We start from the raw sequence: 18,942 nt of genomic DNA, 5'->3' as shown, positions 1-18,942 counted from the left end.
CACCTTGAGTCTAGTAGCTGAATTCCTCTTTGATTTATCAGCTATCTTGGCGGTTCAGCGGCTGAAGAAACTTCTCTAAGGGAGGGTGACGGTTATCAATTGCCTTTGGTAGATGGTGATCTTGCTTCACCTGTTGTCGATCACAAAAATGGCAAATCAGCCAAAATCTCGCCAACTATGTCGAGGGGAGGAACGATTTGATAGCACTTCGATTCAGATAGGTAGCTAACAATAACCATCGTGGATTATCTGCATGAAGCATTTATTTTTCGGCACCCTTCTCACTATGGCCGCCTTTGCTACCTCCGCCGCTGAGCTATCAGGCTCCTTGGGCGCAACCAGTCAAGGTGGTCTCACCGCCAGAGTCGGGTTGGGAGTCGAGTGGGAGAAAAGTTGGCTTCGATCTGATACCGGCAGGCTGACAGGATACTGGGATGCCGGATACACCTATTGGGAAGCTGGCGATGCGGCAGGCAGCGCTCACTCGCTGTCCTTCTCTCCAGTGTTCGTTTACGAGTTCGCCGGAGGGGAAATCAAACCCTTCATCGAGGCAGGCATTGGGCTCGCGTTTTTCTCCAATACAAAGGTCGGCGATCAGAACCTTGGCTCAGCCTTCAACTTTGAAGACCGGATCGGGGTAGGTTTGAAAATTGGTGATAAGCAGCGAGTAGGGATAAGGGCGGTTCATTACTCCAACGCAGGCATCAAGCAGCCGAACGATGGCATCGAGTCATTCGCCTTGTTCTACAGCCATCAGATTTGATGTCGCAGGGCTGGTACTCCTGGCTAATCAGCGCATCATGGGATGCCTAGTCGTCGAGGCGAGATAGTGAATAAGCACAGCTAAATGAGCCTACGTTGTTCATGCCCACGGGGCGAAGCGAAAAAAATGCCCCGGCAGTACCTCACCGGGGCCAAGTTCCATATGCAACCTTTAATGGCTCCGTGCCGTTTCCAGCTCGGCTCGCAGCGAATCCACTGCCGCGACGATCACTCGCGCTGTGGATAGCACTTTCGCGCCTGCAGGACTGAGCAGCGTTCGCCGTGATGCACTAACGAACAACTCGACGCCCAGTTCTGCCTCCAGCGCGTTCAGATGCTTGGTGACAGCCGGCTGACCAATGCCGAGCTGTGCCGCAGCGGCGCTCACTGTTCCCAGGTCGACAGTCGCCAGAAAGCTTTCCAGCTTGGTGACGTTCATGTGTTTCACCAGACCTACAGGTCGAGCACGAGAAGCTTGGACTTCCCACGCGAAACGCACGCCGTCAGACAGCTCCCTTTTTCGGAGTCGTCGAGGATGTAGTCCTGATGGTCGACTTCTCCTTCCAGATAACGAATCTTGCAGGTGCCACACAGCCCCGACTGGCATGAAGTCTCGACTGGGTAACCCGCATCCTGGAGCACCTGCGCGAGATTCTCGTGGGCCTGGACGACGATCTCTTCGCCAGTGCTGGCTATGCGAGCGACGAACGAACCATTGCTCTGCTCCGCGCTTGCCGGCTCAGGTGCTTTCACGGGTGCCTTGAAGTGCTCAAAGTGAACTGTGCCAGCAGGCCAATGAGCAGCGGCTTCCTTGCACGCGTTCATGAAGCCTGCAGGCCCGCAGTAATACACATGGCAACCTTCGGGGGCGTCTTTCAGGAATGACTGTAGGTCGAAGCTCTTGGAGGGATCCCCGCCATCGAAATGAAGGACGACCTTTCCTTCCCCGATCAGCTCTTCCATCTCCTCTGAAAACGCAGCGAATTCGGGGCCTTTGCAACAGTAGTGGAGCTCATACTCCTGCTTCGCCGACTCCAGTGCATGCATCATCGATTTCATGGGCGTGACGCCGATGCCACCGGCCAAGAGGATGGACTTGCGAGCTTCCTTGCTCAGCATGAAGTTGTTACGCGGCACACTGACCCTCACGGTTTCGCCGACATGCAGCTGATGAACCGCGATGGAGCCGCCAGTCCCTCGCTCATCACGCAGTACACCAATCACGTAGCGATGAGGCTCGGCGGGCGAATTGCTCAGCGAATATTGCCTGACCATTCCATTGGGCAGATGGATGTCGATGTGTGAGCCGGCTGTAAATGGTGGAAGCGCACCACCATTCGGATCAACGAGCTCGTATGAGTTGATCCCCTGGGCTTCGCGGGTAACGCGACGGATCAACAGTTCCAGCAACGCTGGGTTGGGATTTGCTAAAGATGTCATCGTCATCACCTCTCACCAAGGCACGGGAGCCCCAGGTAGCCCAGGGCCCGCGCTTTCTTCTTATTATTCTTTGAAGCTCTGTTCCAACTGCTCGAACCGTGCCGTGACGAAATCCGCACGCTCCTTGCCCTTGAGCTTGTCAGCTTCGGTGAGGATGGCCACTGCCTCCCTTGCGAGCTTGCGGCGATTGATAACCTCTTGTTCCGGAGTCGCGGCTCTGGGCATGTTGAACACGTTGCCGGTGCAGTAGCTGTTCGGCTCACCGCCCATGTCACGCAGCCACTGGGCGAAACCAGCTGCCGCAGCTTGCGGGTTGGTGCCACGGATGCCATCGCGCAGCATTTTGCGGAACGCATACAGGCCGGCGTCGAACTTGGTCGGGTTCTCCAGCGAGTGCACCGCAATTGGACGTTGGCTGATGATGGCCTCGTAGTCCCCTGGAGCGTACTGAGCTTCCTTGTAATTGTGACGTTCACGGTGGTTGGACGGAATCGGTGGAATGTCTTCGAGCTTGTATTTGCCGAAGCGCTCTGGACGACGCATGGCCACCTGGCCTTCCAAGAAGTCGATGGTCTCGTACCCGACCATGCTCTTGTCACCGACGCCACGGGTGTCGATGCCTGGGCCCATGACGCGCCAACCAATCATCTTGGAGTTTTCGTCATCCACAGGGACAGTCCAGCGGACGATGTGGAAGCGGCTGAACAGCTTCTTCGCCGAACCGTCTTCCGACGTGTAGGCATGCAGGCTGAGGTTCGGCAGCACCTGGTGCTGAATGCGCAGGAACATGCGGTCGTCGTTCACGCGACGAGCGCCGGCACAAGCCAGACTACGACCCTGGTGAACCGGGATGAACTGCATGTCCGGAGCGACTTCCATCGAGGCGGCGCCGACTTCGTCGAAAGTGGTGCCCTGGAACTGACCGCCCACAACGTTTTTCGCAGAGTGCAGGGCCGTGGGGTGGAAGTTGTCAGCCGCGTTGTCCTGCACCTGCAGCCAGTTGCAGTGCTGGAAGTTGCTGTAAGGAACCAGCTCGTCGCCTTCCATCACAGTGAAATTCTGCTCCCATTCTGGGAACGGTGGCTCTTCATCAGGCGGGCCCATGTAGGCGAACACCAACCCGTGACGCTCGAACGCCTTATAGGCACCCTGGCGGATAGAGCAGGCATATTTCTCGCCTTCCTTTTCCTCGCCGGCAGGGAACGGGACATGGAGGCAGGCACCATCCACATCGAAGACCATACCGTGATAGCAGCACTTGATGCCCTTCTCCTGAATGGCACCGTACTCCAGCGAAGCACCACGGTGGCAGCAGTGGGCATGCAGCACACCTACTTGGCCGCTACCGTCGCGAAATGCCACCAGCTCTTCGCCCATGATCTTCAGGAAGCGAGGCGTATCGGTGAGCTCCAACGACATGCAGACCGGGTGCCAGAAGCGACGCAGGTACTCGCCAGCTGGCGTGCCGGGGCCGGTTTCGGTCAGCTCTGGGTCATGGTTCGGAGTGTTGTTGGTGTAGTAGCCACCGTAAGCGATCAGCTTCTTGGGAACGGCAGCGCCGTTGCCGCCTGCACCACGTTGATCATCATGCTTATCAAATTTCTCAGTCATTTTCATTGCCTCAGGCTTATTGTTAGATACGGGATACGGTATTCGTACTCTGTATACATATTGTTCGAACGCAATGTTGCTACGGGTACTGCTTGTGTTCCTTGGGGTATCAGTTGATGGATTTGTCGACCAGAGCGCCTGCCTGGATCCACGGCATCATGCCGCGCAGGCGCTCACCGACCACTTCGATCTGGTGACGTTGCAGCAGGCTACGCCGGGCAGTGAGCGTGGGATTGCCTGCCTTGTTTTCCAGGATGAAGTCCTTGGCGTATTCGCCATTTTGAATACTGGTGAGCAGTTCACGCATTCTGTCCTTGGTCTCAGCCGGCACGATCCTCGGCCCGCTGACGTACTCGCCGAATTCGGCGTTGTTGGAGATGCTGTAGTTCATGTTGCCGATGCCGCCTTCATAGATCAGGTCGACGATCAGCTTGAGTTCGTGCAGGCATTCGAAATAGGCGAGTTCAGGCGAATAGCCGCCTTCCACCAATGTTTCGAAACCGAGCTTGATCAACTCGACGGTGCCACCGCAGAGCACGGCTTGCTCACCAAAGAGGTCAGTCTCGGTCTCCTCGCGGAAGTTGGTTTCGATGATGCCGGCCTTGCCGCAACCAATGGCAGAGGCGTAGGCCAGGGCCAGTTCGACTGCATGGCCGGAGGTGTTCTGCTCCACGGCGATCAGTGCCGGGACACCATGGCCTGCTTGATAAGTCGAACGCACGGTGTGACCGGGCGCTTTAGGCGCGATCATGATCACATCAAGGTCGGCGCGAGGCTTTACCTGACCGTAGTGAATGTTGAAACCGTGGGCGAAGGCCAGGGCGGCGTTGCGGCGCAGATGCGGCTCGACGTCGCTGCGGTAAACATCCGCGATCAGCTCATCAGGAATCAGCATCATGACCAGGTCTGCCTGGGCGACGGCCTCAGCAACAGTGCTCACCGCGAGACCGGCATTTAGCGCCTTCCTCGACGACGCCGAACCCTGACGCAAACCGACGATGACATCAATGCCACTGTCACGGAGGTTCTGGGCGTGAGCATGCCCCTGAGCGCCATAGCCGATGATCGCCACGCAGAGCCCCTGCAGCAGGCTCAAATCAGCATCTTTATCGTAGAACAGCTTCATGTCAGTCAGACCTTCTTGTTTTCGTGTTCAGGATTTCGTGCTCTGTACTCTGTATACAGAGTTCACAGTCTTGACCTACAATCAACGGGAGTCAAGGAAAATTTGAATGACACGGGAGAAAGTGGACAATGCAGCTTTCAGTGGGGGAAGCCGATCTTCGGCGAGGTCAATCAATGACAAGCACGCTCAAGCGTATCCAGTCGCGCACGGACTACGTGGATGAGGTTTACAAGGCTCTGCTCGATGCCATTAGCGACGGCTCGCTGGCACCCGGCGCACGCCTGACGCAGGAAGAAATCGCCGAGCAGATGAACATCTCCCGGTCACCTGTGCTGCAGGCGCTGAGGTTGCTCAAGAAGGATGGCCTTGTTCAGGATGCGCCGGGGCGAGGCCTGCTGGTGACCCCGTTGACGACGGACTCGATTCGTAACCTCTACCTGATTCGAGGGGCCCTGGACAATCTGGCTGCCAAGATGGCCGCTGCCCGCAAATTCCAGCTCGACCCTGCGCTGATCAAGCGTGGTCGGAAAGCTTCCCAGGGCAAGAACATCAAGGAAATGATCGACGCAGATGTGGCTTTCCACAACGCCATCTACGAAGCGTCCGGAAACCCGCTGATCGCCCAGAGCGCTCAGGTTTATTGGGTGCACCTGCGCCGCGCCATGGGCGCTGTGCTGCAATCTTCAGCCCAACGCGACACTATCTGGGATCAGCACGAGGAAATCGCCGCTGCCATTTCAGCTGGCGATGTCGAGGCAGCAGGCAGTCTGACCGACATCCATACCACGCAAGCCAGGGAAAACCTGATCGACCGCGTCGGTCATCTGCTGTCGCAAGGGTAAGACAGGCGCCCGGGAAACCGGGCACCCGCCTGGAGGAGTTCATCGATTGACGATGGACTTGGGCATCATGAGGCAGATGAACGCCGCGAAAATCAGCGAGCCTGCGATGCAGTACAGCGCCAGGTCAGTGGATGAGGTGACATCTTTCACCCAGCCGATCATGTAGGGGCTGATGAAGCCAGCCAGGTTACCGACCGAGTTGATCATGGCGATACCCGCCGCAGCCGCAGCACCACCCAAAAATGCGGGAGGCAGGCACCAGAACTGGCAAAGCCCGGTCATGATTCCCATGGTTGCCAACGACAGGAAGACAAGCGAAACCGCAGGGTTACCCGACGTCAGGGTGCTGAGCACCAGTCCTGTCGCGCCGAGCACTGCCGGCACAGCGGCATGCCAACGACGCTCCTTGCTGCGGTCAGCGCTACGACCGGTGAAGATCATCGCTGCGGTAGCGAACGCATAAGGGATGGTGGTGAGCAGCGACACCGTGGAGGCTTCCTGAATGCCCGAGCTTTTGATCAGCGATGGCAGCCAGAAGCTGACACCGTATAGCCCCATCATGAAGCCGAAGTAGCCTGAGCTCAGCACCCATACCCGCTTGTTGCGGAATGCGCCGAACACCGAGTGCACTTCCTTCGTCCCACCCTCTTTCTCCAAGTTACGCTTCAGCGTTTCTTTCTCGCTCGCAGACAGCCACTTGGCATCGTCGATCTTGTCCTGCAGATAGAACAGCACGACGATACCTGCAATGATCGATGGCAGCGCCTCCAGGAAGAACAGCCATTGCCAAGCCGAGTGCCCCATCAAACCATGCGTAGAAGCCATGATCCATCCAGACAGAGGGCCACCAATGACGCCCGCCATCGGTATGCCGGTCATGAACATTGCGGTGATCTTGCCCCTGCGGGACGGCGGGAACCAGTAGGTCAGATACAGAATGATGCCGGGGAAGAAGCCAGCTTCTGCTAGCCCGAGCAGGAAGCGCAACACGTAAAATTGCGTCGGCGTTTGAACGAAGATCATGCTGGCCGAAAGGATGCCCCAGCTGATCATGATCCGGGCGATCCAGCGTCTCGCACCTACCCGGTGCAGAATGATGTTGCTCGGAACTTCAAAAATGAAATAACCAAGAAAGAATATCCCGGCACCCAGACCATAAATTGTTTCACTGAACTTCAACTCATCTAACATTTGAAGTTTAGCGAAGCCAATATTCACTCGATCAAGGTAGGCAAACACATAGCAGATAAAGAGAAACGGAATAAGTCGCAAGGCCACACGGGTATACAATTGGGACTCAGCTGCTGAATCCTGGACGGCATAGGGTGCCTCTAGAGTATTAGACATGATGCCAATCTCCGAATGATTTTGTAGTTGTAGGCGTCGAATTGTGCAGCAGCGCCTTTCCAGGTTCGGCGCTGCTGCAGGGAGGGTCAGGAGAACATGTCCGGCTGTTCTGCCACGAGTTGGTCGTAGATGGGTTGGAAATGGAGCCAGCCAATGAAAGGGCTTCCCACGTTTTCACGGCTGTAACGGCAGCGCTCAGGCGATACCAGCTTCGGCGTGATGCCGCTGGCTTCGATCAGCAGTTGCTGCTGGCAGCACCGCTCCAGCGCAATGAACCAGAATGCGGCTTCGTCGATGCTATGCCGGCTGGCGGTGAGCAGGCCGTGGTTCTGGTGAATGGCCGCACGCACATCCTTGAAGTATTCGCTGACCGACTTGCCGGCCTTGGCCTCGACTGCAACGGCGCCGGCCTCTGCAGTGATGACGACGTGGTCTTCAAAGAAAACTGCCGCATCCTGGGTGATAGGCGGAAGTGGTCGCCCGGTTGCAGCCCACGCCCCACCATAGATCGTATGGGCATGGCACATGGCGACGATGTCAGGATGCGCTTCGTGAACGGCGGCGTGCAGAACGAAGCCGGCCCGGTTGATCGCGTAGGTGCCCTGTACCACCTTACCCTCGTGATCCGCGAGGATCAGATTGGACAGCTTGACCTGGGAAAAGTGGACGGCCATCGGGTTCGTCCAGTACAGCTCCGGGAATTCCGGGTCGCGTACTGTCAGGTGACCAGCGAAACCGTAATCGAGACTGTGTTTCGCGAATGCTCGGCAGGCTGCAACGAGATGTTTCTTGCGATACTGCCGCTCTTCTTCGTAACTTTTAAAGTCAGGAATTTCCGGAAAGATCAGACCCTGCTGTTCAGGTTGATAAACCGAAATGCGGCGCTTTCCGTTAGATGCTGGTTCAATCCGCAGCAAGGGATCCATAGTGCCAACCTCATCTTTTATTGTTTTTGGAGACCCATAGTTGACTTTAGGCGTATGGATTGACAAACGAAGGCTTTTCACCCAAGGTTGAATTAAATTTAGCCTAAACCTAATAATAATGAGAAAGATTCCTAACTTCGCCGCAATCAAAGCATTTGAAGCTGCTGCGCGCCTGGAGAGCTTCGTTGCCGCCGCCGATGAGCTGCATCTATCCGCCTCGGCAGTTAGCCACCAGGTCAGAAAGCTGGAGGCCACGCTGGGCATGGAGCTGTTCAAACGTCAGCCTCGCTCGGTGGAGTTGACGATGCAGGGCCGGGCGCTTGCCCAGCGCTTGACCGTCGCGCTCGACGGTCTGGAGTCTGCACTTTCTATGTGGATGCCGAGCGCCGAGCAACTGCACCTGGCCGTTCACTGCTCGCCAAGCTTTGCTTCCAAATGGCTTTCACCGCGCCTCGCTCGCCTCGTCAGTGAGCCGAATCCGCTTCATATCCGCCTCACCTCCAGCGCCACGCCCCCGGAGCTCACCCGACACGAGGAGATCGACATTGCGATCACCTACGGGGCGCCGATCCAGCGAGTGGGCGTGATTGCCGAACCCCTGGGGCTGGAGACCATCGCACCAATGAGCTCGAAGCAGTTTTTCGACGCATCCCAGACGCTCGATCCGCACCTGCTTAAGCCTGGCTCACTTATCGACTCCCAACTGAGCCCAGTTCGTTGGAGCGACTGGTTCCGCCATGAAGGGGTTGCCGAACGCGCAGACTTGGGCGGTTTGTCGTTCGACCGTGCCGCGCTCGTCCTCTCTGCCGCAGCGGATGGGCTGGGTATTGCCCTGGAGTCCACCCGTCTGGCAGAGACAGAGTTGCGCCAAGGTTCTCTGGTCGTACTGAATGGGCATCAGCCCCCCTTGCAGCGGGAGATGCATTTCCTCTGCTACCGTGGTTCGATGAAAGGGAGCCGCAAGATTGAGCGGTTCAAGGAATGGATCATGAACCAGATCCACGAAGCTTGATGCTCGCCCTTCACCGCCCCACTGTCAGCAGCAACGGCTAACCCTAGGCCCCTGCAGTACCCGTATTCATCCAGATCATCAGCCCGGTAAGTGTCGCCAGGGAACCCAGGGTGGAGATCAGGATGGTGCGGGAAATAAGCCCTGCCTCCCGACGATAGAATTCAGCCAGCATGAAGGGCCCGGTGCCGGTGGGCAAGGCGCTGAGCAACAGCGCGGAATTGGCCCACATCGACTGCAGCGCGAAGACTTTGAACGCCAGGAACCAGGTCAGTAGCGGCTGTCCCACGAGCTTGATGGTGACCAGCGGCCAAGGGTTGCTCTTCCCTCCAGTCGACTTGACCGTTTTCTGGCCCAGGAACAGGCCAAGCGAAACGAGAGCACAAGGCGTGGTAGCCGTAGCGAGCATGTCGAGGAAGCTCATGACTGGGTGAGCCAGCGGAATACCTGTCATTGCCCAGACAGCCCCAGCGATGGGCGCAATCACCAGAGGGTTCTTGGACAGCGCCTTCACTACGACCCCTACTGCTCTGCCGAGATGCCGCTCTTCCTGCAAGCCGATTTCGATGCAGATCACCGCAATGGCGAAGAGCAGGCACACAACGATGATCGTCGAAATGAGCGCCGGTTGAAGACCTGGATGGCCGAATACAATCGCACACAGCGGAATGCCGATGTAGCCAGTGTTCGCATAACCAGCGCTCAAGCCGTCGATGCTTGAAGTGGCAAGGCTATGGCCGGTGCACAACCGCCACACCAAAGTTGCGACGAAAATGGCCAGCGTGCCGGCACCGAAGGAAATGATGAAGCCCGGCTGCCAGATTTCAGCCCACGACGCGGTCGCGGTCACCTTGAACAGCAGCGCGGGTAGGCAGAGCCATACCACCATCTTGTTGATCTCGGAGGCGGCCTGGTCTCCGAGTCGGTTGGTCTTGCGGCAGATGAAGCCTGCGAGGATGAGGGCAAAGATGGGCAAAACGATTGCAAGGACGGTGTACATGACTTCCACGTTTAGAGGGGATTTTAGGCCTGAATAGATTAAAATCGCCGACCAATGCAGTCCAATGACTATCAAGTAGCAAATCGATACCTCTGGAGCATCAATGATCGAACATCGCCATCTACGCTACTTTCTTGCCTTAGCCGACCACCTGCACTACGGCAAAGCATCAGCGCAGGTAAACGTAGCGCAGCCCTCGCTGAGTCGGCAGATTGCCGATCTTGAATCCCAGCTAGGCTGCCGGCTGTTCGCTCGCACCTCCCGGTCGGTGGAGCTCACCTCAGCAGGTTACGAATTTCAACGAAGCGCGCAGCTGGTCATACAGGCTATGGACTCGGCGATTCGCTCCACTCAAGCTGTCGCTCGGGGCGAGAAGGGAGAGTTGCGTATCGCGTTTACGTCCATGATCGCCTGGTCAGGCCTACCCAAGATGATCAAGGACTACGCCGCTAGCGCGCCTGGTGTGAACCTGGAATTGAGCGAGTTGATACCGAGTGCGCTGATGAAAGCGGTAGAGACGGGAGAATGCGACATTGGGCTTACCTTCACAGCCACGGTTCAGCCACCGTACCAATTTCGGGAATTGCAACGTGAGTCCCTCAGTATCGCATTACCGGCTGATCATCCGCTGGCACGCAAAAAGTCGGTAACAGTCCAAGACCTCATTGATGAGCCCTTCATCTTGAGCCCTCGCGATACAGCCTCCGCCCTGCACGACACAATCTTCAAACTATGTCGAGACAGTGGATTCGAACCTCGCGTGCGGATGTACACCCAGCTGCAAGGAACGATAGTCAATCTGGTAGGTGAAGGTCTCGGCGTCTCGATCATCCCGACCTCCATGTCGAAATCGAATCCAGATTCGGTTCGGTTCATTCCAATTACCAACGCACCCGAGATCACCCTAGGGATGGTCTGGAACATGGAGAACTCCAACCCATGCCTTTCCGCCTTCATTCAATCGGTCGGCGCCCGCCTTGATCAGCCATGATCGCTCGGCGGGCATCGATACTCGATTGCTAGCGGTTCACCACCGATTTGGGCATCGCTAGGCAGACCACCGCAGCACACAGCAGCGCAGCCGCGATGCAGTAGAGCGCGATGCTGGTAGAGCCAGTGGTGTCTTTCACCCAGCCGATCAAGTAGGGGCTAATGAACCCAGCCAGGTTGCCGATGGAGTTGATCATCGCGATCCCTGCCGCCGCCGCTACACCGCCTAGGAATGCAGGCGGATAGCACCAAAACTGGCTCATAGCAGTCATCACGCCCATGGCCCCCACCGAGAGAAATGCCACCGTCAGCATGGGGTTTTGCTCTGTAGTGGTGGCGAGCACCAACCCCAAGCCGCCGATCACCGCAGGCACCGCCGCATGCCAGCGACGCTCTAGTACATTATCCGAATGCCGCCCGGTCATGACCATGGCAATCGTCGCCAGGGCATACGGGATAGTGGTTAGCAGTGAGACTTCCGCCGCACTCTGAATACCCGAGTTCTTGATCAGCGACGGTAGCCAGAAGGTGATTCCGTTCAAGCCCATCATCACGCCGAAGTAGCCTGCGCTCAGCAGCCACACCTTGGGATTGGTGAAGGCGCTGAAAGCAGAGTGTCCATGGTGCGACTGGTCTTCTCCCTGAAGATTTCGCTTTAGAACGGCCTTCTCTTCTTTGGTGAGCCACTTGGCATCGTCCGGATTGTCCCGCAGGTAGAAGAGGACGACAAAGCCGGCGATGATCGAAGGTATTGCTTCAAGGGCGAACAGCCACTGCCAGGCTGAATAGCCATGCCACCCGTGTGTGGTCGACATGATCCACCCCGAGAGTGGCCCGCCAAGGACACCCGCCATGGGGATGCCAGTGAGGAACATCGCAGTAATTTTCCCGCGCCGGGAAGACGGGAACCAGTAGGTCAGGTAAAGGATGATACCTGGGAAGAATCCGGCCTCAGCAACCCCCAGCAGGAATCTCAGCGTGTAGAACATGGCGGGCGTTTGTACGAACACCATACAGGCTGACAGTACACCCCAGCTGACCATGATGCGGGCGATCCAACGACGAGCGCCGATCTTGTGCAGCATCATGTTGCTCGGCACTTCAAAGATGAAGTAACCGAAGAAGAAGATCCCGGCCCCAAGGCCGTACACAGTCTCGCTGAACTTGAGTTCGTCAAGCATCTGCAACTTGGCAAAGCCGACGTTCACCCGATCCAGGTAAGCGAACACGTAGCAAAGAAAGAGGAAGGGGATCAGTCGAAGGGTTAAGCGCGCGTACAGCTTTGACTCGTCCGGAATGGAACTCGAATCGGGGACGCAGGCAGCATCAAGAGCATTAGGCATCTGCCTATCTCCAGTCATTGTTATTGTGCGGTAAGGAATAGGCGCTGCCCGGACGGACAGCGCCAGAGGGCGTTACGAGAACATGTCAGGCTGCTCAGCCGCGATCTTGTCGTACAGCGCCTGGAAGTGCAGCCAGCCAATGAAGGGGCTGCCCACGTTTTCACGGCTGTAGCGGCAACGCTCTGGCGAGACCAGTTTCGGTGTGATGCCAGAGGCTTCGATCAGCAACTGCTGCTGGCAGCAACGCTCCAGGGCAATGAACCAGAATGCGGCTTCATCGATGCTGTGACGGCTCGCGGTCAGCAGGCCGTGGTTTTGGTGAATAGCAGCGCGCACGTCCTTGAAGTAATCGCAGACGGCGTTACCGGCCTTGGTCTCCACCGCAACGGCACCAGCCTCTGCTGTGATGACGACGTGGTCTTCAAAGAACACGGCAGCATCTTGGGTGATCGGCAGCAGCGGACGCCCGGTGGATGCCCATGCGCCACCGTAGATGGTGTGAGCGTGGCACATCGCAACGATGTCCGGGTGCGCTTCATGGACGGCAGCGTGCAACACGAAACCGGCACGGTTGATAGCGTAGTCACCCTGAACTACTTTGCCCTTGTGGTCGGCCAGGATCAGGTTGGACATCTTGACTTGTGAGAAGTGAACGGCCATCGGGTTCGTCCAGTACAGCTCAGGAAACTCTGGATCACGGACGGTCAGGTGACCGGCAAAGCCGTAATCGAGGCTGTGCTCAGCGAATGCGCGGCACGCTGCCACCAGGTGCTTCTTGCGGTACTGACGCTCTTCTTCGAAGTTCTTGAACTCAGGGATCTCGGGGAAGATGAGCCCTTCCTGTTCAGGCTGATAAATCGAAATGCGCTTCTTACCGCCTGCGGTTGGGTCAAGTTTGAGTACCGATTCCACGATTACCACCTCTGGTTATTGTTTGGGGTGACGTCATGGTCTCGATCTGGCGTGGGGGTGACAAACGATCCGTTTTCAAGCAAGGCTCAATAAAATTCAGTCTTGGCTGTTTGGCATCTACGGCATGAAGCCGGCATTACGAAAGCTCTCGAGGGCCTGATCGTAATTCAGCCCTTGAAACGCAAAATGCCCTGGAGCGAGTAAACGCCAGGGCACATTGCACTGATGCTGCGATGCAGCGTCGGAAGGCTGTTAGGCGTTTTGCATAGCTCTGACTTTGTCAGTGGTAATGAGCTCACCACCGATGCCCCAGTCACCGCTCTTCACCTCTTCGAAGATGACCCAGGTCACACCACGCATTTTCTCGCCTTCAACCGAGACCATGGCGTCGGTGATCTTGCTGATGATCTCTGCCTTCTGCTCGGCAGAGAAAACACCTTCGATGCCTTTCACAGTTACCAATGGCATAACAGCACTCCTTCAGTTATTGAGTATTACGATGATCAACACGCCTGATTAAGCCTGGTAAGGCGCGTAGTCCGTGTAGCCTTTTGCCCCGATCACACCGTAAAACGTGGAATGATCGCTAGGGGCCAGCGGCCAGCCGTTTTGCATCCGCTCCACCAGATCGGGGTTGGCGATGTAGGAGGTGCCGAAGGCGATCAGATCGTGATTGCCGTTCTGCAGCTCCGCTTCTGCCAGCTCAGCGGTGAAGCCACCCGCGCCAATGACCGTGCCCTTATAGAGCGAGCGGAACTGCTTGTAGAAACCATCCGGGAATGGAACCGCGTCCAGTGTTGGCTGGTAGTTCAGATGGACGAAGGCCAATTCGCGCTCGTTCAATTCGGCAGCAACACTGTTCCAGGTTGCTTCCTCTTCCGGGTACGGGCGAAGGTCATACAGGCGCCCAAACGGCGAGATACGAACACCGACACGGAAGCTGCCAATGGCATCAGCAATCGCGTCGACCGTTTCCAGTAAGAAGCGCTGTCGGTTTTGAATCGAGCCGCCGTACTCATCGGTACGCGTGTTGATTTGGCTGCTCAGGAACTGGTCGAACAGGAATGCGTTAGCCGCCATGAGCTCCACACCATCGAAGCCCGCATCCACCGCTCGCAGTGCGGCGGCAACGAAGTCTTCGGTCACGCGGTGGATCTCATCCACAGTTAAAGCACGCGGGACACTCGGTGCGACCGGGCCAGCCACACCGGGGGCAGTCCAGGCGTAAACCGTAGTACCCACAGCAGGCTCGGCACTTGCCGAAACAGGCGCTGCGTTGCCAGGCTGCAGCGATTCGTGAGACATCCGGCCTACATGCCACAGCTGGGCGAATATCTTGCCGCCTTTAGCATGAACGGCATCAGTTACCTCGCGCCAAGCGCGGGTCTGCTCGTCGGTGTAAATGCCGGGGGTGTACAGGTAACCGCGCCCCTCGTCAGAGATCGGCAGGCCTTCAGTGATAATTAGGCCCGCCGAGGCCCGCTGCGCGTAGTACAGCGCGGTCAGCTCGGACGGCACATTGTCTTCCGTCCGGGTACGGGTCATTGGGGCCATCACAACGCGGTTGGCGAGTTTGAGGCCTTCCAGGTCGTAAGGAGTAAACAGCTTTTTCATGATCTACCTCTGCAAACGACTTCGTGAATCAGGCGGCTGGTTGGCTGGCGATAACTTCCAGCTTGGGCACCATGCGGATGGCCTTCGAGAAGTTGGCGAGGTTCACGGAAGTCTTGGTGACAATGCGGTGTAGCTCTTCCACTTTTTCTGCAGGTGCATCGGTGTGGATGCGCACCACGTAGCTCATCTCGTCGAAGCCTGGGTTGACGCTCTCGTCCAGGCCCAGGAAGCCACGCAGATCCAGCTCACCACTGGTTTCGATTTCCAGACTGTGGATAGTGATGCCCATGGCCGACGCGTTCACCACATAGCCAACTGAGAGGCAGGCGTTCAGGCCAGAGATGAGTAGCTCTTGCGGGTTGGGGGCAGAGTTGGTACCCAGCAGTTCCAGTGGCTCATCAGCCGCGATCTGGACGTTTCGTGGGTAGTCGGTGCCGCTCAGGTGGAAGCGGTCAATGGTCGCCACGGTGCGGGTCTGATGTTCCCACTTGGTGTTGATTTTGAAGCGTGCGTGACGCTTGGCTGGATCTTCAGCGACGCCCTGTGCAAAGGCTTGCAGAGCAGCGACATCGATACCGTTGAGATGCTTGTCCATTTTCAGTTCCTCTCAAAATCGTGGATAAAAAATCAGAATTAAAAAACAGGTGAAGGCGATGGCCTGGTCAGCTCTCGCAACCAGAAATCGAGCAACTTGCTCCACTCACGCTCTCTCCATCGTTCGAAAGATCCTCAACAGCTGATTTCAGCACCTTCGAGAACACCTCAACCTCTTGGGCCCCTGAGAGATAGCGGTTGCCATTGACAACGAACAATGGGATGCCGGTGCCAAGGCCCTTAACGGTTGCTTCATCGCTGAGAATCGCTGCTTCCGAAGAATCGAATCCAAAGAGGTCAGCAGCACCAACTTCAGCTGCAAGATCTTTAAGTGTTCGCTCATCGAAAATGTCGCGCCCCTCTGTAGTTCCAGCTGCGTAGAGTCGCTCTACATATTTCGCCTGTAGCGTCGGACTCGAAATGGCTTTCACGTACTGATGCGCCGCACTGGTGTCCCCGAAACGCATCACATCGAAGCGGTAGTCCAAGCCCTCAGGAGAGGCGACTTCCTGAATAGCTTCCATGAAGACCTGTGCACGAGCCTGGCTACCTGTCTTCAGCACCAGTGCCTTCTCGAATGCGATGGGCTGCATGCCTTTGGCCAAGCGGTAGGCCCTGGGTACAACTTCAACCTCTACGTCGCTCGGAAGAGCGCCGATTGCCTGCTCCAACCGCTTCTTTGCTATCCAGCACCAGGGACAGACAAAGTCGGAATAGACTTCAACCGTGATCTTTTTCATAACTTTCCTCTGCACCTCTGCTGTCACAAAGAACGGCCTGGGCTATCAGCTACGATCCATGGCATCCAGCACGTGGGTGCTGTAAACAACCGCCGCGCCGGCATTCAGGTTCACTGCTACTCCAAGTGCCTCAGCCACTTCCTCGGTCGTGATGCCAAGCTTCTTGGCTTCCGCTGCATGGAACGCGATGCAGCCGTCACAGCGAGTCGTTACCGCCACCGCCAGTGCGATCAGCTCGCGAGTCTTCGCGTCCAGGTGATTGGTTTTGTTGCCGGCGTTACCGAGCATTGCCACACCCCGTAGGGTGTCAGGCGAATGTGCGCCGAACTCCTTTAGGCGGGCGCTGACGTCGGTGATGGTTTGTTCCCAATTTGGCATGCTAGACATAGTTACCACCCTACTGGTTGATAGGTAAGACATTTCAAAAAAAGGCCGACACGTGACCCGTTTCGGCCCTGTTCTCAAGCAGAGGTCAATACTCTGCAACCATCCGAATGACTGACTTATTCACGTGATCATCTTCGTTGGTAGCCCAATTAATGAAGCTTGAGCCTTCAAGGATGCTCAGCAGCAAATACGACTTTTCTCTGGCGCCACGACCTTTGCTAACCTCTCCCGAGGTAATTCCTTGATCCATGACCTTGGTCAACCAGGACAATTGCACGTCAAAGAAACGGCGCGTTTGTCGTTGAAGCCCATCAGGCAAAGCCGCCATTTCTGCAGCCAATGCGCCACACAGAGGCAGCAGCCCACCTTCGGTGCTTGCACGGAACAACACAAAGAACGCATGAAGCCTGTCCAATGCAGTGGGGTGATTGATTTCGATGCGTTCGAACTCAGCCTCCACCCGCGATACGTACTCTTCGACGATTGCAATCCCCAAGTCTTCCTTGGTTGGGAAGTGGTAGTGGATGCTCGCCTTTCGAATACCAACCGCATCGGCAAGATCCGCATAGCTAAATGCCGCGTAACCTTTGGTACGCATCAGCCCTTCAGCGGTTTGAATTAACGCGTCCCGTGTTGCCAGTGCCATAAAATCTCCTGCCAAAATCGCTCGACCAGAAAAGCGATTCCGGCCACTGCACGCTATGTTACTTGCCTTGCTTACGACCGGCCATGACCCCGCCGTCAACATCCCAGACTGCGCCGGTTACCCAAGACGCCTTGTCCGACAGCAGGAAGACGATTGAATCAGCCACATCACGTGGTGTGCCATTGCGACCCAGCGGGTGGAAATTGTTGAAATCCTTCAGGGCACCATCCAGCTGATCACCAGGGATGAAGCGTTCGAAGATCTTCGTTTCCACGATACCGGGGCTTACCGAGTTGACGCGGATACCATGCTCTGCCAACTCTGCACCCGCGTGGCGAGTGAGAGTGTCCAGGCCGATCTTGGCCATCGAGTAAGCCGATGCGGGTACGCCTTCAACAGCCTGCCGAGCAGCCGCAGCCGTTACGTTAACGATAGAGCCTGGCTTCTTCTGCGCGATCAACTCCGCAGCCACATGACGGGTCAGGAAGAAAATGGCGCGGTTGAGGTTGAGGAAGTTGTCGTAGTCCTCCAACGAGTGCTCAACGAAGGCCTTGGGGTAATAGATGCCGGCGGAGTTGACCATCAGGTCAATATCCTTGTGCTCGGCAGCCAGCTTCTCGATCAACCCCTTCACGCTGGCGAAGTCGGTGAGGTCAGCCGAATAGGCAACGACCCTACCCTCACCTACCAGGGCTGCTAGCTCTTTACGGGCCGCTTCGGCCTTTTCGGCACGGTTACCCACGATCACGACTGAGCCGCCTTGTTCCGCAACCATGCGTGCGGTTTCAAGACCGATACCGCTCGTACCACCTACAACCAGAAGCTTGCGACCTTTGAACTGCATGAGTAGTACCTCCTCGGTTTATCTATCTACTGGTAGGTAGATTAGACCCGCGTGATTTGAGTGTCAAGCTACCGCCTGTCGTGATCGGCCAGAGGGAGTGGATGACACCGCTAGGGGCCGCTAGCCCGGGCGGATCAGAAACCGGTACAACTCAAGGAAGCTAGACCAGCCAATGACCAGCACGAAGACACCGTTCATTTGATCGTTCTTGGATTGCCCCAGCCAGGTCGAGACGGAAACAAAAAAACCGCCAACAGGCGGTTTTTTTAATGGTGTAGCTCGGGGTCTCCAACTCCCCGCGACGGGGTTTGATTTGTCGCTGAAGAGTCTTTTCCTCAGAGAGGCTTTGGTGTCGGACACATACACGATGAGGCTACCTATCGTGTACTCATTGCGTCACGCAATGTTTACTGACGCCAGGACTCGACGGTTTCAGCGCCATGCTCGGTTTTCCATGCCTTCAGAATTGCATGATTACCACCCTTGGTCTGAACCACTTCACCACTGTGCGGGTTTTTATAGATCTTCAGCTCGCGGGGCTTACGGCTGCTCTTTTCCTGGGCGGCTGGGGCCGGAGTACGTGCAGAGGCTTTGGGATCAAGAATGCTGATCACGTCGCGCAAGCTGTAGCCGTATTCACCGAGGAGAGCTCGCAGCTTCTCTTCGAACTCCATCTCAGCCTTAATGGCCGAGTCACCCTTCATGGCTTCGAGCTCTGCCAGTTGCTGAGCGAGTTTTTGCTCTAGACGACGAAATTCAGCGAGACGGGACATCGGGACGTATTCCTCAGGAGGCTAATTATTTAGCAA

21 protein-coding genes are annotated in these 18,942 nt (G+C 56.6%); 4 read left to right on the top strand and 17 right to left on the bottom strand.

What is annotated here, in order from left to right:
• Positions 1–253 precede the first annotated feature (253 nt).
• Entirely contained in the window at positions 254–763 is a 510-nt protein-coding gene (locus tag RR51_RS03570; RefSeq protein ID WP_009681434.1) for an acyloxyacyl hydrolase, read from the top strand.
• A 171-nt stretch (positions 764–934) separates the two neighbouring features.
• Here the strand turns inward: RR51_RS03570 and RR51_RS03565 are convergent, their stop codons facing one another.
• The 4 genes from RR51_RS03565 to ilvC form a co-directional block, all read right to left on the bottom strand.
• A complete protein-coding gene (locus RR51_RS03565; protein ID WP_021783614.1) occupies positions 935–1,201 on the bottom strand; it encodes a LysR family transcriptional regulator in 267 nt (88 codons plus the stop codon).
• A gap of 14 nt (positions 1,202–1,215) precedes the next feature.
• Positions 1,216–2,208 carry a PDR/VanB family oxidoreductase gene (locus RR51_RS03560; RefSeq protein ID WP_052261027.1) on the bottom strand — a complete coding sequence of 331 codons (993 nt, stop codon included), beginning with the start codon at positions 2,206–2,208 and terminating at the stop codon, positions 1,216–1,218.
• Between the two features lie 57 nt (positions 2,209–2,265).
• On the bottom strand, positions 2,266–3,813 hold the full coding sequence (locus RR51_RS03555; protein ID WP_039612637.1) for a Rieske 2Fe-2S domain-containing protein: 1,548 nt from the start codon (positions 3,811–3,813) through the stop codon (positions 2,266–2,268).
• 109 nt (positions 3,814–3,922) lie between these two features.
• Entirely contained in the window at positions 3,923–4,939 is a 1,017-nt protein-coding gene (ilvC, locus tag RR51_RS03550) for a ketol-acid reductoisomerase (RefSeq protein WP_039612636.1), read from the bottom strand.
• Between the two features lie 128 nt (positions 4,940–5,067).
• Between ilvC and RR51_RS03545 the strand changes: the two genes are divergently transcribed.
• On the top strand, positions 5,068–5,781 hold the full coding sequence (locus tag RR51_RS03545) for a GntR family transcriptional regulator (protein WP_201775103.1): 714 nt from the start codon (positions 5,068–5,070) through the stop codon (positions 5,779–5,781).
• Between the two features lie 39 nt (positions 5,782–5,820).
• On the opposite strand, the gene RR51_RS03540 is transcribed toward RR51_RS03545, so the two are convergent.
• Together RR51_RS03540 and RR51_RS03535 are read right to left on the bottom strand one after the other, a co-directional pair.
• On the bottom strand, positions 5,821–7,128 hold the full coding sequence (locus RR51_RS03540) for an MFS transporter (RefSeq protein ID WP_039612634.1): 1,308 nt from the start codon (positions 7,126–7,128) through the stop codon (positions 5,821–5,823).
• 86 nt (positions 7,129–7,214) lie between these two features.
• Complete coding sequence (locus RR51_RS03535; RefSeq protein ID WP_046784304.1) at positions 7,215–8,054, bottom strand: class II aldolase/adducin family protein; 840 nt, start codon at positions 8,052–8,054, stop codon at positions 7,215–7,217.
• 118 nt (positions 8,055–8,172) lie between these two features.
• Here RR51_RS03535 and RR51_RS03530 point away from each other — a divergent pair, with 118 nt between their 5' ends.
• Entirely contained in the window at positions 8,173–9,066 is an 894-nt protein-coding gene (locus tag RR51_RS03530) for a LysR substrate-binding domain-containing protein (RefSeq protein ID WP_039612633.1), read from the top strand.
• A gap of 43 nt (positions 9,067–9,109) precedes the next feature.
• Here RR51_RS03530 and RR51_RS03525 read toward each other — a convergent pair whose 3' ends face one another.
• Positions 9,110–10,063 carry an AEC family transporter gene (locus RR51_RS03525; protein ID WP_039612632.1) on the bottom strand — a complete coding sequence of 318 codons (954 nt, stop codon included), beginning with the start codon at positions 10,061–10,063 and terminating at the stop codon, positions 9,110–9,112.
• Between the two features lie 103 nt (positions 10,064–10,166).
• Between RR51_RS03525 and RR51_RS03520 the strand changes: the two genes are divergently transcribed.
• Positions 10,167–11,054 carry a LysR family transcriptional regulator gene (locus RR51_RS03520; protein WP_039612631.1) on the top strand — a complete coding sequence of 296 codons (888 nt, stop codon included), beginning with the start codon at positions 10,167–10,169 and terminating at the stop codon, positions 11,052–11,054.
• Between the two features lie 28 nt (positions 11,055–11,082).
• Here the strand turns inward: RR51_RS03520 and RR51_RS03515 are convergent, their stop codons facing one another.
• The 10 genes from RR51_RS03515 to RR51_RS03470 form a co-directional block, all read right to left on the bottom strand.
• Entirely contained in the window at positions 11,083–12,396 is a 1,314-nt protein-coding gene (locus RR51_RS03515; protein WP_039612630.1) for an MFS transporter, read from the bottom strand.
• A gap of 72 nt (positions 12,397–12,468) precedes the next feature.
• Entirely contained in the window at positions 12,469–13,308 is an 840-nt protein-coding gene (locus tag RR51_RS03510) for a class II aldolase/adducin family protein (RefSeq protein ID WP_009681448.1), read from the bottom strand.
• A 252-nt stretch (positions 13,309–13,560) separates the two neighbouring features.
• A complete protein-coding gene (locus tag RR51_RS03505; RefSeq protein WP_009681449.1) occupies positions 13,561–13,776 on the bottom strand; it encodes a tautomerase family protein in 216 nt (71 codons plus the stop codon).
• A 48-nt stretch (positions 13,777–13,824) separates the two neighbouring features.
• Positions 13,825–14,922, bottom strand: a complete 1,098-nt coding sequence (locus tag RR51_RS03500) for an alkene reductase (RefSeq protein ID WP_082044636.1) — start codon at positions 14,920–14,922, stop codon at positions 13,825–13,827.
• A gap of 28 nt (positions 14,923–14,950) precedes the next feature.
• A complete protein-coding gene (locus RR51_RS03495; protein ID WP_039612628.1) occupies positions 14,951–15,517 on the bottom strand; it encodes an OsmC family protein in 567 nt (188 codons plus the stop codon).
• Positions 15,518–15,584: 67 nt separating this feature from the next.
• On the bottom strand, positions 15,585–16,256 hold the full coding sequence (locus tag RR51_RS03490; RefSeq protein WP_039612627.1) for a DsbA family oxidoreductase: 672 nt from the start codon (positions 16,254–16,256) through the stop codon (positions 15,585–15,587).
• 45 nt (positions 16,257–16,301) lie between these two features.
• Entirely contained in the window at positions 16,302–16,634 is a 333-nt protein-coding gene (locus tag RR51_RS03485; protein WP_009681453.1) for a carboxymuconolactone decarboxylase family protein, read from the bottom strand.
• Positions 16,635–16,728: 94 nt separating this feature from the next.
• Complete coding sequence (locus tag RR51_RS03480) at positions 16,729–17,289, bottom strand: TetR/AcrR family transcriptional regulator (protein WP_039612626.1); 561 nt, start codon at positions 17,287–17,289, stop codon at positions 16,729–16,731.
• 58 nt (positions 17,290–17,347) lie between these two features.
• Entirely contained in the window at positions 17,348–18,133 is a 786-nt protein-coding gene (locus tag RR51_RS03475; RefSeq protein ID WP_039612625.1) for an SDR family NAD(P)-dependent oxidoreductase, read from the bottom strand.
• A gap of 407 nt (positions 18,134–18,540) precedes the next feature.
• Positions 18,541–18,906, bottom strand: coding sequence for a histone-like nucleoid-structuring protein, MvaT/MvaU family (locus RR51_RS03470; RefSeq protein WP_039612624.1), 366 nt, complete (start codon positions 18,904–18,906; stop codon positions 18,541–18,543).
• Between the last annotated feature and the right edge of the window lie 36 nt (positions 18,907–18,942).

The organism is Pseudomonas sp. C5pp, assembly GCF_000814065.1.
GTDB classification, from domain to species: domain Bacteria; phylum Pseudomonadota; class Gammaproteobacteria; order Pseudomonadales; family Pseudomonadaceae; genus Aquipseudomonas; species Aquipseudomonas asiatica.
The sequence above is the reverse complement of the archived record's forward strand: the minus strand, read 5'-3'. Positions and strand labels throughout refer to the sequence as shown.